This is a genomic window from Streptomyces sp. NPDC032721 (assembly GCF_055579625.1).
The window spans coordinates 243,470-262,485 of record NZ_JBVIMX010000012.1; the positions used below are offsets into that span (position 1 = coordinate 243,470).

A 19,016-nucleotide genomic window follows, 5' to 3' on the forward strand; every position below is an offset into this window, starting at 1 on the left:
AGCGAACCGATTATGAGGGTCGACGTCCACGCGCACTACTTCCCCGAGCTCTACCTCGCCATGCTCGACGACTTCCACGGCTCCCCGGACGTCACCGCCGAAGCACGCAAGAGCGCCGGCGGCGGTACGGAGGCGGAGATCGAGGCCCGGCTCGCCGCGATGGACGCCGCCGGGGTCGACGTACAGCTGCTCTCCGTGCCACCGCTGACCCCGTACTTCGCGGACGCCTGGCAGTCGCTCGGCGCGTCCCGCGTCGCCAACGCCGCGTACACCGACCTCCTGAAGGCCCACCCCACCCGCTTCCGCGCACTCGCCGCGCTCCCGCTGCCCAACGGGCTCGCTGCCGGTGACGAACTCGGGCGCGCGATGGACGAGTTGGGCTTCCTGGGAGCCGCGGTCACGGCGACCGTGCTCGGACGGCCGCTCTGGGACCCCGAGTTCGTCCCCCTCTTCGACGCGCTGGAACTGCGCGGCGCCGTCCTCCTGATCCACCCGGCGGACGGCGAGGACGCCCGGCAGGCCTACGAGCGGCTCGACCTGACCCCGTACCCCGGCATCCGCCTCATCACCACCGGCGACACCCCGCCGCCCCGCCCGCTCAGCCCCCTCCACCACCACGCGGTGTCCGACGCGGACGCGCTGCGCCGCGCGGCGGTGACCTTCGGGCCCGGACGGCTGCTGCTCGGCAGCGGATTCCCGTACGGCACGGAGACGGCGGACCACGCACTCGTACCGGACGGGAACGCGGTGGAACTGCTGGGCCTGTAGGCCCCGTTCGACGAAGCCGCCGTACCCTGGGGACAGCATTCGTGGAACCGGGGGAAGGATCGTCGAATGGCTTGGTACTGGTGGCTGTTCATCTTCTTCATGATGGGTGGCTTCGGCGGCATCGCGAACATGGGCCGCCAGGCGCTCGCCACCCGGCACGCACGGCAGATGGAGCGCATCGAGGCGGAGCGCAAGGACCGCCAGGCACTGGAGGCGGCCGGCAAGCCGCCGGAGCCGATCTGCGGCTGTACGCACCACCTCGCCAAGCACGACAAGGCGGGCAAGTGCCATGAGTCGGTGGAGAAGCCGACCGCCTGGGACGAGGACAAGAAGCCGATCCGCTTCGAGGCCGGGACCTGCAACTGCCAGCAGTACGTGGGCCCGCAGCCCCTCTCGCAGGTGTACGCGGAGGAACTGACCGACCTCTGATCGGGCTCCGAGCGGGCTCTGTCGGTCGCTGGCCTGCGGCGGGGCGGTGACCGACCCCGTGGGTGGTGCGCGGCCGCCCGCGCGGTAGCGTCGGCGTGCCCCTGCACCGTACGTACGAAGGAATCCGAGCCCGCGATGCCGCGCCCGACCCTGCCGCCGCCACCGCCGCCCCCCGGGATCCGGGCCTGGCCCGACCGGACCGCACTGCTGGCCGACCGGGCCCGCGCCATGCGGGAGTTGGCGCGCCGGGCGCTCGGAGTGCCCGCGGTGGTCGCCTTCTGGTCGTACGCGCTGCTGCTCGCGGTGGGCTGGGGGTGCGTGGGAGTGGCCATGCAGACCTTCGACGAGGGCATGTTCCCCGACGTGGTGATCGGCGTGGTCTTCCTGCTGCTCGGCGTCGGCGCGATCGTGCCCGCGGCGATCCTGCTGGGGATGGGCGTCAGACGCGACCGGGTGATACGCGAACGACTGCGCGCCTGGGGCGAGTTGGGCCCCGACCCGGCGGTGGACGCGCGGCTGCGCGCACCGGGCAGGAGCCTCGGCTGGCTGCTGCCGTCCTTCCTGCTGGCGGCGGTCGGCCTGTGGACCTCGCTGGGGTGGTCGGCGCGGGCACTGCCCGGCGAGGACAGCTATGCCGACGCGGCGTACTTCATCGGAATGGGGTGCGTGCTGTGGCTGGTGGGACTGCTGGGCATGGTGAAGGCGGTGGGGCACTACCGGTGGGCGCTGCGGAACGCGCGCTGAGGGCCCCCGGTCCTACTCTCCGAACCCCTCCCGGGCCGCCGCCCACACCCACTCCTCGCGGAACTCGCGCCCCGGCAGCTCACCGCGCCCCACGCACCACAGCAGCACCCGCGCCGGATCCTCGCCCGCGAGCGGCACTTCGGGGAACAGTCGCTCCAGGACGGCCGCACTGAGCCCGGCCGGGGGCAGCCACTCCACCTTCAGGCCCTGGGTGATGTCGTACGTGTGCAACAGCGTCTCCGCCACCCCCATCGCCTCGAACCCACTCGGGTCGCACGCGCCCCAGTGGAACGCCCGCACCTCGGGTCCCGCCGTGGCGAGCGTGCTGCCGAGCATTCCGGCGGCGGCGCTGATCACGCGCAGGACGTCGCGCGGGTGCGTGCCGGGCGGCACCGTCAGGTCCATCGGGAGGTAGCCGTCCGTCGGCCGGGCCGCCAACTGGCCCGCGTACGCGGTCAGATCGTGCGCGATGTGCACGGCCGTCTCCCAGCAGCTCCACTCCAGGGAACCGGCAGGGACGGACCAGTCGGTGCGGTCGTCGTCGGCGGGCGGGCCGAGGACCTTCAGGAGCTCGGTGAGTGCGTCGTCGATGGGGGACATGGGGGTGGCCTTACCCGGTGATCGTCGGATCATGCCGGGTCGTGCCGGCCATGCCGGGCTATTCCGGGGCCGTCCGGCGGGCCGGGGTGACAGGGGGGACCGGGTGGCCGATCAGCATGGTGGGGGCGCCGGCCACGCGGGTCAGGAAGACGGTGGCCGACTTCTTCCCCGACAGCTTCATCTTCTTGCGGAGCTCCTCGGGTTCGACCGCCGAGCCGCGCTTCTTGACGGTGAGGATGCCGACCCCGCGCTCCCGCAGCAGGGCCTTCAACTTCTTCACGCCGAAGGGGAGTTGGTCGGTGATCTCGTACGGGGTGGCGTACGGGGTGGGGCGGAGCTCGTCCGAGGTGATGTACGCGATCGTCTCGTCGATCAGTCCGCCGTCGAGCTCCTCGGCGACCTCCGCGACCAGGTGGGCGCGGATGACGGCGCCGTCCGGCTCGTAGAGGTAGCGGCCGACCTTCCGTACGTCCGGGTCGGGCAGGCCGCGGCCGAGGAGGGAGGCGCCGGAGGGCAGGAGGGTGGCGCGGCGCCCGCCGGGGGTGAGGACGGGGGAGTGCGGGGCGTGCCAGAGGACGGCCTCCTTCACGTCGCCGTTGTCGGAGATCCACTCGGCCTCGAAGTCGTCGGGGACGAGCTCGTGCGGGATGCCGGGGGCGATCTTGATGGCGCCGGTGCCCACGCCCCGTACCGCCTCGATCGAGAAGGAGAGCGGCGGTGAGTAGGCCTCGGGGTCGAAGATCCTGCCCCGGGCGCCGGAGCGGCGGGCCGGGTCGATGAAGACGGACTCGGCGGCGGAGAGGTCGTGGGTCAGGACGTCGGCGGTGACGACGGTGAGCGCGGCCGGGTCGGGGAGCAGGGCCTCCGCGTTGGCGCAGGCGGCCAGGCAGGTGGCGGGGTCGAGGTCCACGGCCTCGACGGCCAGGCCCGCGCGGGCCATGGCGAGGGCGTCGCCGCCGATGCCGCCGCAGAGGTCGACCACTTGGGAGAGGGGGGCGGTGCCCGGTGTGCCCGGTGTGCCCGAGGGGGCGTGGCCCGGTGCGGGGGTGGGTGCGCCGACCGGTGGGTGGCCCGGTGCGCGGCCTAGTGTGCGGAAGCGGGCCGCGCGGTACTCGGCGACGGACTTGCGGGTCGACTGCTCGACGCCGTTGGGCGTGAAGTACATCCGCTGCGCGTCCTCGGCCCCGAACTTCGCCGCCGCCCGCTGCCGCAGCCGCGCCTGCGCCAGCGCGGCGGAGACCAGCTCGGGGGCGTGGTCCCGGCGCAGGCGGGTCGCCACCGCCAGCTCCTGGGCGGGGTCGTAGTCCCGGAGCTCGGCGAGGAGGGCCTGGCCCTCGGGGGAGAGCAGGGCGCGGAAGGCGTCGGTGGGGCCGGGGTGGTTCGTCACCCGGTCCATTGTGGGCCAGCCCGGGAGCGGGTGTGGGCCGAGTGGGGGACGGGACGGCCCCGGTCGCGGTGTCGGCGGGGCAGCGGGGCGCCCCGCTGACAGGATGCGGCGCCATGCGACTTGTACGACAAAAAGAAGAAAGAGGGCTGTCTGTGGATATCTCGGGAGCAGGCGGACGCCGACGGGGGACGATGGTGATCGCGGTTCTGGTGGTGGCCGCAATCGCCTCGGGGTGCGCTACCCCGGCCGAGGAGACGGGCGGGCAGGGCGGGTCCGCCCGGGAGAAGGAGGCACGTGAGGGACAAGGGGTGGACGGTGCGGCGGGCTCCCTGCTCTCGCCGGCGGAGAAGCTGCGGCGCGACCGGATCGCGGCCAGGGCGGCGAAGGCGGCCCGGGTCGCCGCCGCCAAACGCTGGGGTCTCGTACAGGTGCCGCTGACTGCGCCCGAGCCGCCCAAGGTCAAGCCGAAGATCAAGGCCCGGCCGGGCTTCGAGGTGGACGGGCAGCTGTCCGAGGGGCTGCCCCCCGTCTTCACGACCGTCCCGGTCAAGGACAAGGTCGTCTTCCTGACGATCGACGACGGGGCCGAGAAGGACCCCGAACTGCTCCGGATGATGGACGAGCTGAAGATCCCCTACAGCGCGTTCCTCTCCGACTACCTCGTGAAGGAGGACTACGCCTACTTCAAGAAGATGCAGGACAGGGGAGTCTCCCTGCACAACCACACCCTCAACCACCGCTACCTGCCGGGGCTTTCGTACCGCAAGCAGAGGTACGAGATCTGCGGGCAGCAGGTCAACATCGAGAAGCGGTACGGCAAGCGGCCCCCGCTCTTCCGCCCGCCCTACGGCAACTACAACAAGGACACGCTCCTGGCCGCCAAGTCGTGTGGCGTGAAGGCCGTGCCCTTGTGGGCGGCCGAGGCGTTCCCGGACCGGATGGAGTGGCGCGAATGGGACCGCGACCTGCACCCCGGTGACATCGTCCTCACGCATTTCCGGGGGCCGGGTGACTGGAAGGGGTCGATGCCCGACATGATTCGTCGCGTCATGAAGACGATCACCGCCAAGGGTTATGCCGTGGCCAAGCTGGAGGATTACGTGTGAGACCTGGACGAGTACGCCGGCCCGGGGTATGGGCGGCGGGGGTAGTGGCGGTCGGCGTGCTCGTCGTGGGGGTGAGCGGGTGTTCCGGCGGGAATTCCGGGACAGCGGCGGAGGGGGTGGGGGGAGGGCCCTCGACGGGAGCGGACCGTTCGCCCTCCGGCCCCACCACCCCCGACCCCGCAGCCCCCCTCGGCGCACCCCCCGCCGCACCGCAGACCGACGCCCGGGGCGTACCGCTCAAGGCGTACAGCCGCTGGGGTCTGCCGAAGCCGCTGGCCCCGCTGCCGGCGAAGCCGGACCGTACTCCGGTCCTCAAGGCCTCCGGACCGCCCGTCGTCCTCGACCGGGTCCGGACCCGCGACAAGGTGGTCTTCCTGACCTTCGACGACGGGGCGGAGAAGGACCCCCGGTTCGTCGAGATGGTGCGGGAGTTGAAGCTGCCGATCAGCATGTTCCTGACCGACAGCGTCGCCGGGAGCGACTACGGCCACTTCAAGCAGCTCCGTGACGCGGGCGGCGGCACCATCCAGAACCACACCACCGGGCACGCGAACCTGCGCACCCTCCCGTACGAGGGCCAGCGCGCCCAGATCTGCGGCCAGCAGGACCGCCTCGCAGCCCAGTTCGGCGCCCGGCCCACCCTCTTCCGCCCGCCGTACGGCAACTACAACGCGGACACCGTGCGCGCGGCGGGCAGTTGCGGGGTGAAGGCGCTCGTCCTGTGGCGGGAGTCCATGCAGATCCACAACATGCAGTACGCCGAGGGCAAGCGCCTCAAGCCCGGCGACATCGTCCTCGCGCACTTCCGCGGCCCCAGTGAGCTCAAGGGGTCGACGATCACCGAGATGACCACCCGCATGCTCCGCCGCATCCAGGACCAGGGCTTCACGGTGGCCCGGCTGGAGGACTACCTCTAGGGCGCCCCGGCCCTCCCGCCCGGGCCCCGGCCCCCACTACCCGCCGGGGCAGTTGCAACTGCCTCCCGCGCTGCGGCAGACGCAGGTCGGCTGGAAGACGGGGGCAGGGTTGGGGTCGGGGTGGACGGTCCGCCAGGAGTGCGTGGCGCCGTAGACGGTGCCGATCGCGACCAGTACCGCCACCACGATCTGGACGGCGCCGGTGATCACCAGCCTGCCGCGCAGGCAGACCCAGCCGGTCACGAGGACGACCGCGGCCACGACGCCGAAGGTGATCACCGGGGCCCAGTCCACCGTCCTGAGCGACTCCGTGGGCATCGGCCCCGTGGACGTCCGCCGCTCCCCGAGTCCCGGCAGGGACCGGAAGACGAAGAACACGACCGTCCCGGCCAGTACGACCGCGTCCGCGACGAGGAACAGCACGGCCAGTGCCAGATCGCCCCACCGGCTCGGGCGGTCGCGATCGGGGTCGCGATCGGGGCCGCGATCCGGACGGCGGCCCTTCCTCCAGCGCGCAGACAGGGGAGGTGCGGAGTCGGATGCCATGGCTCGCACTGTCGTACGGAACCGGCGGGGCGGCCGGTGCGTTGTCCGTACCGAGACCCTTCCGGCCCCGTACCGCGACGTTCCCCGGCCCCGCTCCCCGCAAGGAATCCGTCACCCCCGGCGGTCCTCAATTGGCACTCCGCTTGACCGAGTGCTAACCGCGTCATAGTCTCGGCTCTGGCACTCACCACTGGAGAGTGCCAACACAGCGACGGGCAGGTCCGGCACCCGCGACGACGGATCCACCTGGTCGCCACCCCAGACTGTTAACCCCGTGAGATCTCCGAAGGGGGAGACCGGATCGTGACGACCGCAAGCTCCAAGGTTGCCATCAAGCCGCTTGAGGACCGCATTGTGGTCCAGCCGCTCGACGCCGAGCAGACCACGGCCTCTGGCCTGGTCATCCCGGACACCGCGAAGGAGAAGCCCCAGGAGGGCGTCGTCCTCGCCGTGGGCCCGGGCCGCTTCGAGAACGGCGAGCGCCTTCCGCTCGACGTGACCGTCGGCGACGTGGTGCTGTACAGCAAGTACGGCGGCACCGAAGTGAAGTACAGCGGCGAGGAGTACCTCGTCCTCTCGGCCCGCGACGTTCTCGCCATCGTCGAGAAGTAAGCAGGCCGGGAAGTAACTCACTTCCCGCATTTGTTGAACTGCGCCCCTGGCCCCCGCTCACACGCCGGGCGGCTGGGGGCGTATTTCATTTTGCGCAGTTCGTAATTCCGAGAGGACTTGAAAAGCTCCATGGCGAAGATCCTGAAGTTCGACGAGGACGCCCGTCGCGCCCTTGAGCGCGGCGTCAACAAGCTTGCCGACACCGTGAAGGTGACGATCGGCCCGCGCGGCCGCAACGTCGTCATCGACAAGAAGTTCGGCGCCCCGACCATCACCAACGACGGTGTCACCATCGCGCGTGAGGTCGAGCTCGACGACCCGTACGAGAACCTCGGTGCCCAGCTGGTGAAGGAGGTGGCGACCAAGACCAACGACATCGCGGGTGACGGTACGACCACCGCCACCGTGCTCGCCCAGGCGCTCGTCCGCGAGGGTCTGCGCAACGTAGCCGCGGGTGCCTCCCCGGCCGCCCTGAAGAAGGGCATCGACGCCGCGGTCAAGGCCGTGTCCGAGGAGCTCCTCGCGACCGCCCGCCCGATCGACGACAAGTCCGACATCGCCGCCGTGGCCGCGCTCTCCGCGCAGGACACCCAGGTCGGCGAGCTCATCGCCGAGGCGATGGACAAGGTCGGCAAGGACGGTGTCATCACCGTCGAGGAGTCCAACACCTTCGGCCTGGAGCTCGACTTCACCGAGGGCATGGCCTTCGACAAGGGCTACCTGTCGCCGTACATGGTGACCGACCAGGAGCGTATGGAGGCCGTCCTCGACGACCCGTACATCCTGATCCACCAGGGCAAGATCGGCTCGATCCAGGACCTGCTGCCCCTCCTGGAGAAGGTCATCCAGGCCGGTGGCTCCAAGCCGCTGCTGATCATCGCCGAGGACGTCGAGGGCGAGGCGCTCTCCACCCTCGTCGTCAACAAGATCCGCGGCACGTTCAACGCCGTGGCCGTCAAGGCCCCGGGCTTCGGCGACCGCCGCAAGGCGATGCTCGGCGACATGGCCACCCTCACCGGTGCCACCGTCATCGCCGAAGAGGTCGGCCTCAAGCTCGACCAGGCCGGTCTGGACGTACTGGGCACCGCCCGCCGCGTCACGATCACCAAGGACGACACGGTCATCGTCGACGGCGGCGGCAACGCCGAGGACGTCAAGGGCCGCGTCAACCAGATCAAGGCCGAGATCGAGTCCACGGACTCCGACTGGGACCGCGAGAAGCTGCAGGAGCGCCTGGCGAAGCTCGCCGGCGGTGTCTGCGTGATCAAGGTCGGCGCCGCGACCGAGGTCGAGCTCAAGGAGAAGAAGCACCGTCTGGAGGACGCCATCTCCGCGACCCGCGCCGCGGTCGAGGAGGGCATCGTCTCCGGTGGTGGCTCCGCGCTCGTCCACGCCGTCAAGGTCCTGGAGGGCAACCTCGGCAAGACCGGCGACGAGGCCACGGGTGTCGCGGTCGTCCGCCGCGCCGCCGTCGAGCCGCTGCGCTGGATCGCCGAGAACGCCGGTCTTGAGGGCTACGTCATCACCTCCAAGGTCGCCGACCTCGACGCCGGCCAGGGCTTCAACGCCGCCACCGGTGAGTACGGCGACCTGGTGAAGGCCGGCGTCATCGACCCGGTCAAGGTCACCCGCTCCGCGCTGGAGAACGCCGCTTCCATCGCCTCCCTGCTGCTCACGACCGAGACCCTGGTCGTCGAGAAGCCGGCCGAGGAAGAGGCCGACGCCGGTCACGGTGGCCACGGCCACTCCCACTGACCTCCGTCAGTAGCTGGTCGAACCGGTAGCTGGTCGAACCAGTAGCCGGTCGAACGCCGAGGCCCGGCGCCCCTTCGGGGGTGCCGGGCCTCGGTGCGTTTCACGCAGGGGCTACGCCGAGTGGCCGAGTACGTCCGGACGTACCGCCTCCGCGAAGGGGACCCCCGCCGCGTACCGCTCCAGCTCGGCCAGCGCGTGGTCGGCCATTCGGTGCAGCTCGTTGCCGAAGGACCCGGCCAGGTGCGGGGTGAGCAGCACGTTGGGCAGCGTGTAAAACGGCGAGCCGGGCGGCGGGACCTCGGGGTCCGTGACATCGAGTACGGCGTCCAGCCTGCCGGACTCCAGATGCGGGAGCAGCGCGGACTCGTCGACGAGGGAGCCGCGCGAGGTGTTGATCAGGGTGGCTCCGTCCGGCATGGCGGCGAGCTGGGCGGCGCCGATCATGTGCCGGGTCTCCGGGAGCTGGGGGGCGTGCACGGAGACGATCGTGCTGCGGGTGCACAGCGTCAGCAGGTCCGTCGGCTCGACGCCCAGGCGGGCCGCTTCGGCCGGGGTGACGTACGGGTCGTACAGCAGTGTGTGTACGTCGAAGGGGGCCAGCAGCTCGATGACGCGGCGGCCGATCCGGGAGGCGCCGACGATGCCGACGGTGCGGCGGTAGTTGCCGGAGGTGTGCAGGTCGGTGCGCCAGTCGTGGGCGGAGCCGTCGAGGCGGCGGTAGGTGCGGGCGGCCCTGGCGACGTGCTTTCCGGCGAACAGGATCGCGGCGAGGGTGTACTCGGCGACGGGCAGGGCGTTGGCCCCGGCGGCCGAGCTGACCGTGAGGCCGCGTTCCCAGCAGGCCGGGGTGATGTGGTGCTTGACCGATCCGGCCGCGTGCACGACGGCGCGCAGCTTCGGGGCCCGGGCCAGGACGTCGGGGGTGAGCGGGGTGGCGCCCCAGCAGGTGAGGAGCACCTCGGCCTCGGCGAGTGCCGCCGCGAACTCGGGGGCGTGCAGATCGTGGGCGACCAGGTGGGGGTCGGTGCGGGCGAGCTGGGCGAGGCGGGTCCGCTGGTCGTCGCTGAGCAGGCGTTTCGCGATGCCGGGGGCCATCGCGAGCAGGGTCGCGGGGCGATTGTCAGTGGCGTGGTGCATGGTGGAACTCGGGCTCCTCATCGGGTCGTTCGGCGCTAAGGAAGTGCCCGTCACTTGACGCTGCCGGCGGTGAGTCCGGCCTTCCAGTGCCGCTGGAGGGAGACGAAGGCGACGATCAGGGGGATGACGGCGAGGAGCGAGCCCGTGACGACCATCGGGAGGTACGTCGGCTCGGCGTGGGCGTTGGAGTTCCAGGAGTACAGGCCCAGGCTCAGCGGGAAGAGCTTCTGGTCCGAGAGCATCACCAGGGGGAGGAAGAAGTTGTTCCAGATCGCGGTGAACTGGAAGAGGAAGACGGTCACGAAGCCCGGCATGATCATGGGCAGCCCGATCGACACGAAGATCCGCAGCTCGCCCGCGCCGTCGATACGGGCGGCCTCCAGGGCCTCGTTGGGTATGTAGCCCGCGCTGAAGACCCGGGAGAGATAGACGCCGAAGGGGTGGACGAGGACCGGCAGCAGCACCGACCAGTAGGTGTTGACCAGGCCGATCTTGCTGGCGAGGAGGTACATGGGCAGGGCCAGGGCGGTGGTCGGCACCAGCACTCCGAGCAGCACCGTGGAGAACAGCTTCTCCTTGCCCCGGAAGGCGTACTTGTCGAAGGCGTAGCCCGCCGCGACGCTCACCAGCGAGCTGAGGACGGCCCCGACGCCCGCGTACAGGAGGGAGTTGGCGTACCAGCGGAAGTAGATGCCGTCGCCGTGCTCGGCCAGTGCGGAGAGGTTGGCGCCGAGGTCGAAGCCCTCGAAGGAGAACGCGTTGCCCGCGAGCAGTCCGCCGGCGTCCTTGGTGGCGGCGGTGAGCAGCCAGACCAGGGGGAAGAGCATGTAGAGGGTGGCCAGCACGAGTGCGCCGTTGACCGCCGTACGGGACAGCCAGCGGCTCGCGGGACCGGAGGGGGCGGTGGGGGAGACGGGAGTGACTCCTCCGGGGGTGGCTTCGGCGGCGGGGGAGACGGTCGTCGTCATACCGTGCTCTCCTTCGTGGTCTGCCGCGCGGCGGCCTTCTGCTGCTTGGGTTTGCGTCCCGCCGACAGCCGCGTCACCACGAACGACAGCAGTGCCGCCGTCAGGGCCAGGAGTACGGAGGCGGCCGCGGCGAGCCCGTAGTCGTTGCGGTCGAAGGCGGCGGTGTAGGCGTACATGTTCGGCGTCCAGGTGGAGGAGACGGCGGAGCCCGTCCCCTTGTTGAGGATCAGTGGCTCGGTGAACAGCTGGAGCGAGCCGATCACCGTGAACAGGGCGACCATCACCACGGAAGCCCTGATCAGCGGCACCTTGATGCTGAACGCGGTCCGCCAGGCCCCGGCCCCGTCCACCGTGGCCGCCTCCAGGACGGACCGGTCGACGGCCTGCAGTGCGGCGTAGAAGATCACCATGTTGTAGCCGAGCCACTCCCACAGCGCGATGTTCACCACCGAGGGCAGTGCGCCCGAGGGCGAGAAGAAGTCGAAGCCGATCCCGCCGGCCTCCATCGCGTCGACCACCGGGCTGAGCTGGGGCGTGTAGAGGTACACCCAGATCAGCGCGGCGATGATGCCGGGCACCGCGTGCGGCAGGAACAGGGCGAGCTGGAAGAACCGGCGTGCCCTGGCGAGTGCCGAGTCGAGCAGCAGCGCCAGAGCGAGGGCCCCGCCGATCATCAGCGGGATGTAGAGCAGGCAGTACCCGAGGAGTACGGCGAAGCCCTCGCGGAAGGCCGGATCCCCCAGTGCGGTGGTGTAGTTGCCGAGTCCGCTGAAGACGGTCTCGGCCCCGCCGAAGCCCAGCCCCGACTGCTTCTCGCTGAAGAGGCTGAGCCAGACCGCGTATCCGATCGGCACCACCATCACCAGCACGAACAGTACGAAGAAGGGGGTCAGGAGGAGGGTGGCGGCGGCATTGGTGCGGGCTTTGGCGCCCGAGCGGGTCCGGGCGGCCGGGCGGCCCTTGGCGCCCGGGCGGTCCCCGGTGCCCGGGCGGGCCCGGCCGCCGGCCGGGGGTCCGGCCTTCGTGGTGGTCATGGTGCTGCTCAGCCCTCTACCTTCAGCCCGCGCTTCTTCAGCTCGGCGACGGTGGCGTCGTGCCCGGCCTTGACCGCGTCGGCGATGGTCGTGCCGCCGCCGGAGACCTTGCCGAACTGGTCCTTGATGATGCTGTTGGTGGTGCCGGTGCTCGGGCCCCACGACCAGTTCGGGTTGATCGACGTACCCGCGTCCTCGAAGACCCTGTAGATGTCCTGGCCGCCGTAGAACTTCGCGTCGAAGGCCTTCTTCGCGACCGGCCGCAGCTCGGTCGCCGCCGGGAACGCGCTCGAAGTGCCGGACGCGATACGGGCCTTGACGCCCGCCTCGGTCGTCGTCATCCACCGGGCGAACTCGACCGCCGCCTTGGCCTTCTTGCTGCTCTTGGTCACCGCGAAGGTCGAGCCGCCGAGCATTCCGCTGGCCGCCTTGCCGTCCCAGCTCGGCATCGGGGCCACCGCCCACTTGCCGTCCTGCTCGGCGAGGGTGCCCTTCAGCACGCCCGCGCCCCAGGCCGCGCCGAGGTAGCCGACGGTGCCGCCGCTCTTGAGGGAGTTGGTCCACTCCGGGCTGAAGGAGGCGTTGTTGCGGATCAGGTCGTCGTCCAGGAGCTTCTGCCAGTACGCGGAGACCTTGGCGGTCGCGGCGTCGGTGGTGTTCACCTTCCAGGTGTCGCCCTCGGCCTTGAACCACTGGGCGCCCGCCTGCCAGGCCATCGCCTGGAAGGTGGTCGGGTCGTCCGGGAAGAACGTCCCGATCCTGGCCTTCGCGTCGGCCTTCTTCACCTTCTCGGCCGCCGCCCGGAACTCGTCCCAGGTCTTCGGCACCGCGACGCCGTACTTGGTGAACAGGTCCTTCCGGTAGAAGAAGGCCTGCGGCGCCGCGTCGAAGGGCACCGCCCACGTCTTGCCACCCAGCGTGGTCAGTTCGACCGCCTGCGGCAGGAACTTCTTCTTCACGTCGTCGCCGACCAGCTCGCCGATGTCCTGCACCGAGCCCTGGCTGACGAACTCCGGGAGCATCGGGTACTCGATGGACACCAGGTCGGGGGCGTTGTCCGCCTTCACCGCGTTGGAGATCTTCGCGTAGCCGCCCGCGTTGCCGGACGGGATCTCCTCGAACTTCACCTTGATGTTCTTCTGCGCGGCGTTGAAGGCGTCGACGACGTCCTTCGTCCCCTTCGCCCAGCCCCAGAAGGTGATCTCGACGGGCTTGCCGTCGGCCCCCGGGGCGGCGGCGTCGCCGTCACCGCCGCCGCACGCCGTAAGGACGACGAGGGCGGTGGCAGCACCGGCTATGGCATGGGTCGTACGGTTCCAACTGCGGCTCACGGCACGGCTCCTGTACGGAAGGCGACACTGACGTGTGGGGATGGCCGCGATCCTGGAACCAGCCATGACCGAAGTCAAGAGCGAATGATCGATTGATCGAAATCAGATCAGCCGGATGTTCAACTGGATGGTGCGCAGGCGTTCGGCCAGGCGTTCAGCCGGACGTGGTGGACACCTGGCCCGCAAGGTGCGGCGCGGCCCCGCACGAGGCCCGTACCCGCAGCCTCGGCAGCAGCGTCAGATGCCGCCGCGCCGCCTCCGGCACCCCCTCCCCGCCCAGCCGCTCCACCAGCAACTCCGCGGCGTGCCGCCCCACTTCCCGCTTGGGCGGCGCGACCGCCGTGAGCGGGGTGTCCGCGAGCGCCGCCACCTCGTCGTCGTACGCCACCACCGCCAGGTCGTCCGGCACCCGCACCCCCAGCTCGGCCAGCCGCTGCACGATCTGGATGGCGTCCACGTCGTTGTGGACCAGCGCCGCCGTCGCCCCGGCCGCCACCGCCGCCCGCAGGTCCCCCACCGCCGCCTCGAACCCCTCCGGGTCCAGTTCCGCCGGTACGGAGTCGATGGCGGCGCGCGGCGCGGCAAGCCCCAGCGAGCCCAGCGCCGCCGCGTACCCGGCCCGTACCGACAGCGCGGTCGGACTGTCCGCCCGCGCCACCAGCACCGGCGCCCCGTGCCCGAGCCCCACCAGGTGCCGCACCGCGAGCAGCGCCCCGTACCGGTGGTCCGAGCAGACCCGGTCCAGCGCGTCGGGCGGCGTCCCCGGCTCGGGCTGCCGCTCCAGCAGCACCGCGGGCACGGGCAGCCGCGCGATCCACTCCCCGTGCTCCGCCGGATCCTGCGGACGCCGCCAGCCCGGCGCCACCAGCAGCCCCTGCGCCCCGGCGGCCAGCAGTCCCTCCACGCGCGCGTGGTCCTCCTCGGGGCGGTAGTCCGAGATGCGCAGGATCAGCCGCGCCCCGGCCCGCGCCGCCGCCTCGTGCGCACCCCGGATCACCTCGGCGAAGTAGTACGTCGCCGAGGGCGCGAGCAGCCCGAGTATCAGCCCGTCGGTCCGCTCCGGCGGCCCTCCTCCGGGTGCCTGGGGCCAGGACACCGACCCGTGCACCCGGTCCAGCAGGCCCCGGCCCGCGAGCAGTTCGACGTCCCGGCGGGCAGTCACGGGGGAGACCCCGAGCAGTCCTGCCAGGTCCGAGACGCGTGCGGTGCCGTGCCGGCGGACCAGCTCCAGCAGTCGGTCATGACGGGTCGCTGCGCTCTCGCGCACGGCTGCCTCCCCCGGGGACGTGTCTGTGCGGTGCGCATCGGTGATGCGACCGGGTCCGACCCTAGACCAGCAGTCGTGATCGAACGACAGAAGTTTCGATCATTCGAACGCGATCCATTGACCTTCGATCAGCGGAAGTTGATGATTCCCGGCGACGCCGCCGAAGCCGTACGCCCCAGGGAGCAGCATGCCCACGCCGCCCGAAGACCGTGAGCTCAGCCCGTACACCGGCTGGACCCGCGCCCACTGGGAGCACACGGCCGACCGGCTCCTGCTCGCCGTACGCCCGTACAGCACGCCCCGCAACGGCATGATCCACCTTCCGGGCCCCCGCCCCAGCGTCTCCGGCCCCCGCTCCGACGGCCTCGAAGGCTACGCCCGTACCTTCCTGCTTGCCGCGCTCCGGGTCGCCGGGGCACACGGCGACGACCCGCACGGCCACCTCCCGCGCTACGCCGAGGGCCTCGCCGCCGGAACCGAACACCCCACCCCCAGTGGGGAGTTGAGCGCCGTCGACCCCGAGTCCTGGCCGCGTACGACCGACGTCCGCCAGGCCGTCGTCGAGTCCGCGTCCGTCGCCCTGTCCCTGCGGCTGACCCGCCCCTGGCTCTGGGACACCCTCGACGACGCCACCCAGCAGCGCACCGTCGACTGGCTGCTGCCCGCCCTCGGCCCGTCCCCGGTGAACAACAACTGGTGGCTCTTCGGCCTCACCGTCGCGGGATTCCTCCAGGACGCGGGCATCGAGACCGACCGGGCCGCCGTCACCATCGACACCGCCCTCGCCCGCATCGAGGAGTGGCACCTCGGCGACGGCTGGTACAGCGACGGCCCCAACCGCTCCTTCGACCACTACAACGCCTGGGCGATGCACTTCTATCCCGTCCTGCACGCCCACCTCAGCGGCGACGCGGGCAAGGAGCAACTGGCCCGCTACGGCCCCCGCCTGCACGAACAACTCACCACCGCCACCCGCCTGTTCGACACCAACGGCGCCCCCATGCCCTACGGCCGCTCCCTCACCTACCGCTTCGCCGCGGCGGCCGCCCCCTGGCTCGGCGCCCTCACCGGCCACACCCCGCTCACCCTGGGCGCCACCCGCCGCCTCGCCTCGGGAACCCTGCGCCACTTCCTCGACCGCGGCGCCACCGACGCCGAAGGCCTGCTCACCCTCGGCTGGTACGGCCCGTACAACCCGGTCATCCAGAACTACTCCGGCCCCGGCTCCCCGTACTGGGCCTCCAAGGGCTTCCTCGGCCTGCTGCTCCCCGCCGGCCACCCCGCCTGGACGGCCCCCGAAGAACCCCTCCCCGCCGAGACGGCAGACGCCGTCACCCCGGTCGGCCCGCCCAACTTCCTTGTCCAGTCCACCGCCTCGGACGGCCTGGTCCGCCTGCACAACCACGGCAGCAACCACGTCGGCCCCGACGAGGACCCCGGCTACGCCCGCTTCGCCTACTCCACCCGCACCGGCCCCGCCCACGAAACCCCCGACAACCACTTCTCCCTCCTCCTCGACGGTACGGAGACCAGGCGCGGCCCCGCCCGGCCGCTCGGCCAGGGCCCCGACTGGGCGGCCTCCGAGCACACCCCGGCTCCCGGCATCCGCGTCGTGTCCGCCACCGCCGCCTCCGGCCGCACGGAGGTCCGCGCCCACCTGGTCGTCGGCGCCCCACCGGGCACCCCGGTACGCCAGACCGGCTGGGCCACCACCCCCGACGGGCCCGCCGCCCAGCTCCACCCGGCCCACGGCTACGACGGCAGCCCGGCACAACTCCCGTGCGGCCCGACCCAGTTCGGCCCTTCGGCCACCGCGCTCGCCCTCCACGGACGTACCACGGACGACGCAGCCGCATCCCTCTTCGTCGCCCTCGCCTCCCTCACGGCCGACCCGGACCCGGCCCCCGTGGCCGAGCTGGCCACGGTCGCCACACACGTCCGGTCACCCGGCGCCGAAGTCCGCGTGACCTGGCAGAACGGCACCACCACCCTGCTCCGCCTCACCCCGGAGGAACTGTGAGACACCGCCCGACCCTCGCCACGCTCGCCGCGCTGACCGCCACCGCCGGACTGGCCGCCCTCACCCAGGGCGCCGCCCGCGCCGACATCGCGCCCGCCGCCAAGTCCCCGGGCACCGCCTACTACGTCGACTGCTCCGCCACCCCCGGCTCCACCTCCACCCCCGGCTCCACCCCCAACTCCGGTACCCGCACCGCCCCCTGGACCACCCTCGCCGAAGCCAACGCCCACACCTTCGGCCCCGGCGACCGCCTGCTCTTCCAACGCGGGGCCACCTGCGAAGGTTCCCTGGAACCCAAGGGCGCCGGATCGGCCACCGCCCCCTTCACCATCTCCGACTACGGCCGCGCCAAGAACCGCGCCAAGCTGGCGGGCAACGGCGCCCACGACGTCGTACTCCTCAGCAACACCCAGCACATCAAGCTCAACAACCTCGAAATCACCAACGCGACCATCCCCAACACCAACTCCGAGCGCAACGGCGTCCGCCTCCGCCTCACCGACTACGGCACCGCCAGCAACTTCGAGATCAGCAACCTCTACATCCACGACGTACGCGGCGGCGACGCCAAGAAGCTCACCGGCTCCAGCGCCCTGCACATCGCCGTCGAGGGCACCGCCAAGGCCAGCAAGTACGACGGACTGAACATCCACCACAACCGCATCGAGGACGTCGACCGCGAGGGCATCTACTTCAAATCGACGTACTCCAAGCGCGACCTGGTCGGCAACCAGCAGGACCCGGCCGCCTACCCCGGCGAGTGGACCCCCTCCACCCGCGTGCACGTCCACCACAACACCCTGAAGTCCATGGCGGGCGACGGCATCAAGCTCGACACCACGGCGGGCGCGGTCGTCGAGCACAACCGGATCGACGGCTTCCAGCTCCGCTCCAAGGAAGCCAACGCGGGCCTGTGGACCTTCAACACCGACGACACCCTCGTCCAGTACAACGAGGTCTCGGGCGGCGGCGGCACCCGCGACGGCATGTCCTTCGATGCCGACGGCGCCTCCCGGCGCACCACGTTCCAGTACAACTACAGCCACGACAACATGGGCGGCTTCCTGCTGATCTGCCCGTACAGCGGCGCGAAGACCGTCGACACCACCGTCCGCTACAACATCAGCGAGGACGACGGCGAACGCCTCATCCAGAACTGCTGGGGCCCCATCCTGAACACCCAGATCTACAACAACACTTTCGTCAACCGCGCCAAGGTGCCCAATTTCCTCGTGCAGGACGACGCCACCAAGCCCGAGACCACCCAGCACGAACTGACCCTCCGCAACAACGTGTTCGTCGGGATCGGCACCGGCGGCTACGCCTTCAAGAACCCCACCGCAGGACTGGCCTTCGACCACAACGCCTTCTACGGAGTCCCGATGACCCGCCCCAACCCCGGCGGCATCACCACCGACCCGAAGGTCCGCCCCGACTTCCGCCTCGGCAAGGGCTCACCGGCCCTCGGCGCGGGCGTGCCCATCCCCGGCAACGGCGGCAAGGACTACTTCGGCAACCGCATCCCGGCCGGCGCCCCGAACCTGGGCGCCTACGCGGGAAGCGGCCGCTGACCCGCAGCTGCCGAAGCGGCTCCCGCAGCTGCCGAGGCGTCTACTGAGGCCCGTACTTGCGGCCTGTCCGGGAAGTGATCCCCCCGAGCAGGCCGCGAGGCGCCACCTTCACCACACCCATCAGCGCCTTGTAGCGCGGGTCCGGGATCGACAGCGACTTGCCCCGCGCCAGGTCCTTCAGCGCCTCGGCCACCAGCTTGTCCGCGTCCAGCCACATCCACGACGGGATGTTGTCCGTCCCCATCCCGGCCCGCTCGTGGAACTCGGTCCGTACGAACCCCGGGCACAGCGCCATCAGCCGCACCCCGCTCCCCGCCATGTCCTTCGCGACGCCCTGGGTGAACTGCACCACCCACGCCTTGCTCGCCCCGTACGTCCCGCGCGGCACGAAGGCGGCCACCGAGGCGACGTTGACGACCCCGCCGCGCCCCCGCGCCTTCATCCCGGACACCGCCGCCGACGTCAGCCGCAGCACCGCCTCGCAGTGCACCTTCAGCATCGCCAGCTCGTCCTCCATCGGTACGTCGAGGAACTCGCCCTTGTTGCCGAAGCCGGCGTTGTTCACCAGCAGGTCCACCGGATGGGTGCGGTCCGCGAGCCGTGCCTCGACCGCGGCGATGCCGTCCTCCGTCGCCAGGTCCGCGGAGAGCACCTCCGCCTCGACCCCGTGCTTGTCGTGCAGCTCCGTCGCCTGCTCCCTCAGCCGCGCGGTGTTGCGCGCCACCAGCACCAGGTTGTGCCCGTCGGAGGCCAGCCGCCGCGCGAAGGCGGAGCCGATGCCCGCGGTCGCTCCTGTGATCAGTGCAGTCGTCATGCGGCCCACG

Annotated in this window: 18 protein-coding genes; 9 read left to right on the forward strand and 9 right to left on the reverse strand. The window is 71.2% G+C overall.

What is annotated here, in order from left to right:
- The first annotated feature begins 12 nt into the window (after window positions 1-12).
- The 3 genes from ACZ5PB_RS25815 (at window position 13) to ACZ5PB_RS25825 (ending at window position 1,941) form a co-directional block, all read left to right on the forward strand.
- Window positions 13-768 (forward strand): amidohydrolase family protein, encoded by a 756-nt coding sequence (locus ACZ5PB_RS25815; protein WP_468694092.1) that lies wholly within the window; start codon window positions 13-15, stop codon window positions 766-768.
- A gap of 66 nt (window positions 769-834) precedes the next feature.
- Complete coding sequence (locus ACZ5PB_RS25820) at window positions 835-1,197, forward strand: hypothetical protein (RefSeq protein WP_468694093.1); 363 nt, start codon at window positions 835-837, stop codon at window positions 1,195-1,197.
- Between the two features lie 135 nt (window positions 1,198-1,332).
- On the forward strand, window positions 1,333-1,941 hold the full coding sequence (locus tag ACZ5PB_RS25825) for a hypothetical protein (RefSeq protein ID WP_468694094.1): 609 nt from the start codon (window positions 1,333-1,335) through the stop codon (window positions 1,939-1,941).
- 12 nt (window positions 1,942-1,953) lie between these two features.
- Here the strand turns inward: ACZ5PB_RS25825 and ACZ5PB_RS25830 are convergent, their stop codons facing one another.
- Together ACZ5PB_RS25830 and ACZ5PB_RS25835 are read right to left on the reverse strand one after the other, a co-directional pair.
- A complete protein-coding gene (locus ACZ5PB_RS25830) occupies window positions 1,954-2,541 on the reverse strand; it encodes a hypothetical protein (RefSeq protein WP_468694095.1) in 588 nt (195 codons plus the stop codon).
- Between the two features lie 58 nt (window positions 2,542-2,599).
- Window positions 2,600-3,937, reverse strand: coding sequence for a class I SAM-dependent methyltransferase (locus ACZ5PB_RS25835; RefSeq protein ID WP_468694096.1), 1,338 nt, complete (start codon window positions 3,935-3,937; stop codon window positions 2,600-2,602).
- A 104-nt stretch (window positions 3,938-4,041) separates the two neighbouring features.
- Here ACZ5PB_RS25835 and ACZ5PB_RS25840 point away from each other — a divergent pair, with 104 nt between their 5' ends.
- Window positions 4,042-5,034 carry a polysaccharide deacetylase family protein gene (locus ACZ5PB_RS25840; RefSeq protein ID WP_468694097.1) on the forward strand — a complete coding sequence of 331 codons (993 nt, stop codon included), beginning with the start codon at window positions 4,042-4,044 and terminating at the stop codon, window positions 5,032-5,034.
- A 116-nt stretch (window positions 5,035-5,150) separates the two neighbouring features.
- Entirely contained in the window at window positions 5,151-5,951 is an 801-nt protein-coding gene (locus ACZ5PB_RS25845) for a polysaccharide deacetylase family protein (protein ID WP_468694098.1), read from the forward strand.
- 36 nt (window positions 5,952-5,987) lie between these two features.
- Here ACZ5PB_RS25845 and ACZ5PB_RS25850 read toward each other — a convergent pair whose 3' ends face one another.
- A complete protein-coding gene (locus ACZ5PB_RS25850) occupies window positions 5,988-6,497 on the reverse strand; it encodes a DUF6234 family protein (RefSeq protein WP_468694099.1) in 510 nt (169 codons plus the stop codon).
- Between the two features lie 303 nt (window positions 6,498-6,800).
- Here ACZ5PB_RS25850 and groES point away from each other — a divergent pair, with 303 nt between their 5' ends.
- Window positions 6,801-7,109, forward strand: coding sequence for a co-chaperone GroES (groES, locus tag ACZ5PB_RS25855; protein ID WP_389224863.1), 309 nt, complete (start codon window positions 6,801-6,803; stop codon window positions 7,107-7,109).
- A gap of 129 nt (window positions 7,110-7,238) precedes the next feature.
- The gene (gene groL / locus ACZ5PB_RS25860) at window positions 7,239-8,864 is read left to right on the forward strand and encodes a chaperonin GroEL (RefSeq protein WP_468694100.1); all 1,626 of its coding nucleotides are present in this window, start codon (window positions 7,239-7,241) and stop codon (window positions 8,862-8,864) included.
- A 111-nt stretch (window positions 8,865-8,975) separates the two neighbouring features.
- On the opposite strand, the gene ACZ5PB_RS25865 is transcribed toward groL, so the two are convergent.
- From ACZ5PB_RS25865 to ACZ5PB_RS25885, 5 genes are all read right to left on the reverse strand, one after another.
- Window positions 8,976-10,001: a hydroxyacid dehydrogenase gene (locus ACZ5PB_RS25865; RefSeq protein WP_468694101.1), complete on the reverse strand. Its 1,026-nt coding sequence runs from the start codon at window positions 9,999-10,001 to the stop codon at window positions 8,976-8,978.
- A 50-nt stretch (window positions 10,002-10,051) separates the two neighbouring features.
- The gene (locus ACZ5PB_RS25870; protein ID WP_468694102.1) at window positions 10,052-10,969 is read right to left on the reverse strand and encodes a carbohydrate ABC transporter permease; all 918 of its coding nucleotides are present in this window, start codon (window positions 10,967-10,969) and stop codon (window positions 10,052-10,054) included.
- Window positions 10,966-12,003, reverse strand: coding sequence for a carbohydrate ABC transporter permease (locus tag ACZ5PB_RS25875; RefSeq protein ID WP_468694103.1), 1,038 nt, complete (start codon window positions 12,001-12,003; stop codon window positions 10,966-10,968). Before ACZ5PB_RS25875 ends, ACZ5PB_RS25870 begins: the two co-directional genes overlap by 4 nt.
- A gap of 8 nt (window positions 12,004-12,011) precedes the next feature.
- Window positions 12,012-13,334, reverse strand: a complete 1,323-nt coding sequence (locus ACZ5PB_RS25880; protein ID WP_468694104.1) for an ABC transporter substrate-binding protein — start codon at window positions 13,332-13,334, stop codon at window positions 12,012-12,014.
- Between the two features lie 154 nt (window positions 13,335-13,488).
- Window positions 13,489-14,601, reverse strand: a complete 1,113-nt coding sequence (locus tag ACZ5PB_RS25885; protein ID WP_468694105.1) for a LacI family DNA-binding transcriptional regulator — start codon at window positions 14,599-14,601, stop codon at window positions 13,489-13,491.
- 187 nt (window positions 14,602-14,788) lie between these two features.
- On the opposite strand from ACZ5PB_RS25885, the gene ACZ5PB_RS25890 reads away from it, so the two are divergent.
- Entirely contained in the window at window positions 14,789-16,621 is a 1,833-nt protein-coding gene (locus ACZ5PB_RS25890) for a DUF2264 domain-containing protein (protein ID WP_468694106.1), read from the forward strand.
- Complete coding sequence (locus ACZ5PB_RS25895) at window positions 16,618-18,192, forward strand: right-handed parallel beta-helix repeat-containing protein (RefSeq protein ID WP_468694107.1); 1,575 nt, start codon at window positions 16,618-16,620, stop codon at window positions 18,190-18,192. Before ACZ5PB_RS25890 ends, ACZ5PB_RS25895 begins: the two co-directional genes overlap by 4 nt.
- 40 nt (window positions 18,193-18,232) lie before the next feature.
- Here ACZ5PB_RS25895 and ACZ5PB_RS25900 read toward each other — a convergent pair whose 3' ends face one another.
- Complete coding sequence (locus tag ACZ5PB_RS25900) at window positions 18,233-19,006, reverse strand: SDR family NAD(P)-dependent oxidoreductase (RefSeq protein WP_468694108.1); 774 nt, start codon at window positions 19,004-19,006, stop codon at window positions 18,233-18,235.
- Between the last annotated feature and the right edge of the window lie 10 nt (window positions 19,007-19,016).

Coding starts and splice junctions, on each gene's coding strand:
- ACZ5PB_RS25815 (WP_468694092.1), top strand. CDS start 13: ATGAGGGTCGACGTCCACGCGCACTACTTCCCCGAGCTCTACCTCGCC.
- ACZ5PB_RS25820 (WP_468694093.1), top strand. CDS start 835: ATGGCTTGGTACTGGTGGCTGTTCATCTTCTTCATGATGGGTGGCTTC.
- ACZ5PB_RS25825 (WP_468694094.1), top strand. CDS start 1,333: ATGCCGCGCCCGACCCTGCCGCCGCCACCGCCGCCCCCCGGGATCCGG.
- ACZ5PB_RS25830 (WP_468694095.1), bottom strand. CDS start 2,541: ATGTCCCCCATCGACGACGCACTCACCGAGCTCCTGAAGGTCCTCGGC.
- ACZ5PB_RS25835 (WP_468694096.1), bottom strand. CDS start 3,937: ATGGACCGGGTGACGAACCACCCCGGCCCCACCGACGCCTTCCGCGCC.
- ACZ5PB_RS25840 (WP_468694097.1), top strand. CDS start 4,042: ATGCGACTTGTACGACAAAAAGAAGAAAGAGGGCTGTCTGTGGATATC.
- ACZ5PB_RS25850 (WP_468694099.1), bottom strand. CDS start 6,497: ATGGCATCCGACTCCGCACCTCCCCTGTCTGCGCGCTGGAGGAAGGGC.
- groL (WP_468694100.1), top strand. CDS start 7,239: ATGGCGAAGATCCTGAAGTTCGACGAGGACGCCCGTCGCGCCCTTGAG.
- ACZ5PB_RS25865 (WP_468694101.1), bottom strand. CDS start 10,001: ATGCACCACGCCACTGACAATCGCCCCGCGACCCTGCTCGCGATGGCC.
- ACZ5PB_RS25870 (WP_468694102.1), bottom strand. CDS start 10,969: ATGACGACGACCGTCTCCCCCGCCGCCGAAGCCACCCCCGGAGGAGTC.
- ACZ5PB_RS25875 (WP_468694103.1), bottom strand. CDS start 12,003: ATGACCACCACGAAGGCCGGACCCCCGGCCGGCGGCCGGGCCCGCCCG.
- ACZ5PB_RS25890 (WP_468694106.1), top strand. CDS start 14,789: ATGCCCACGCCGCCCGAAGACCGTGAGCTCAGCCCGTACACCGGCTGG.
- ACZ5PB_RS25900 (WP_468694108.1), bottom strand. CDS start 19,006: ATGACGACTGCACTGATCACAGGAGCGACCGCGGGCATCGGCTCCGCC.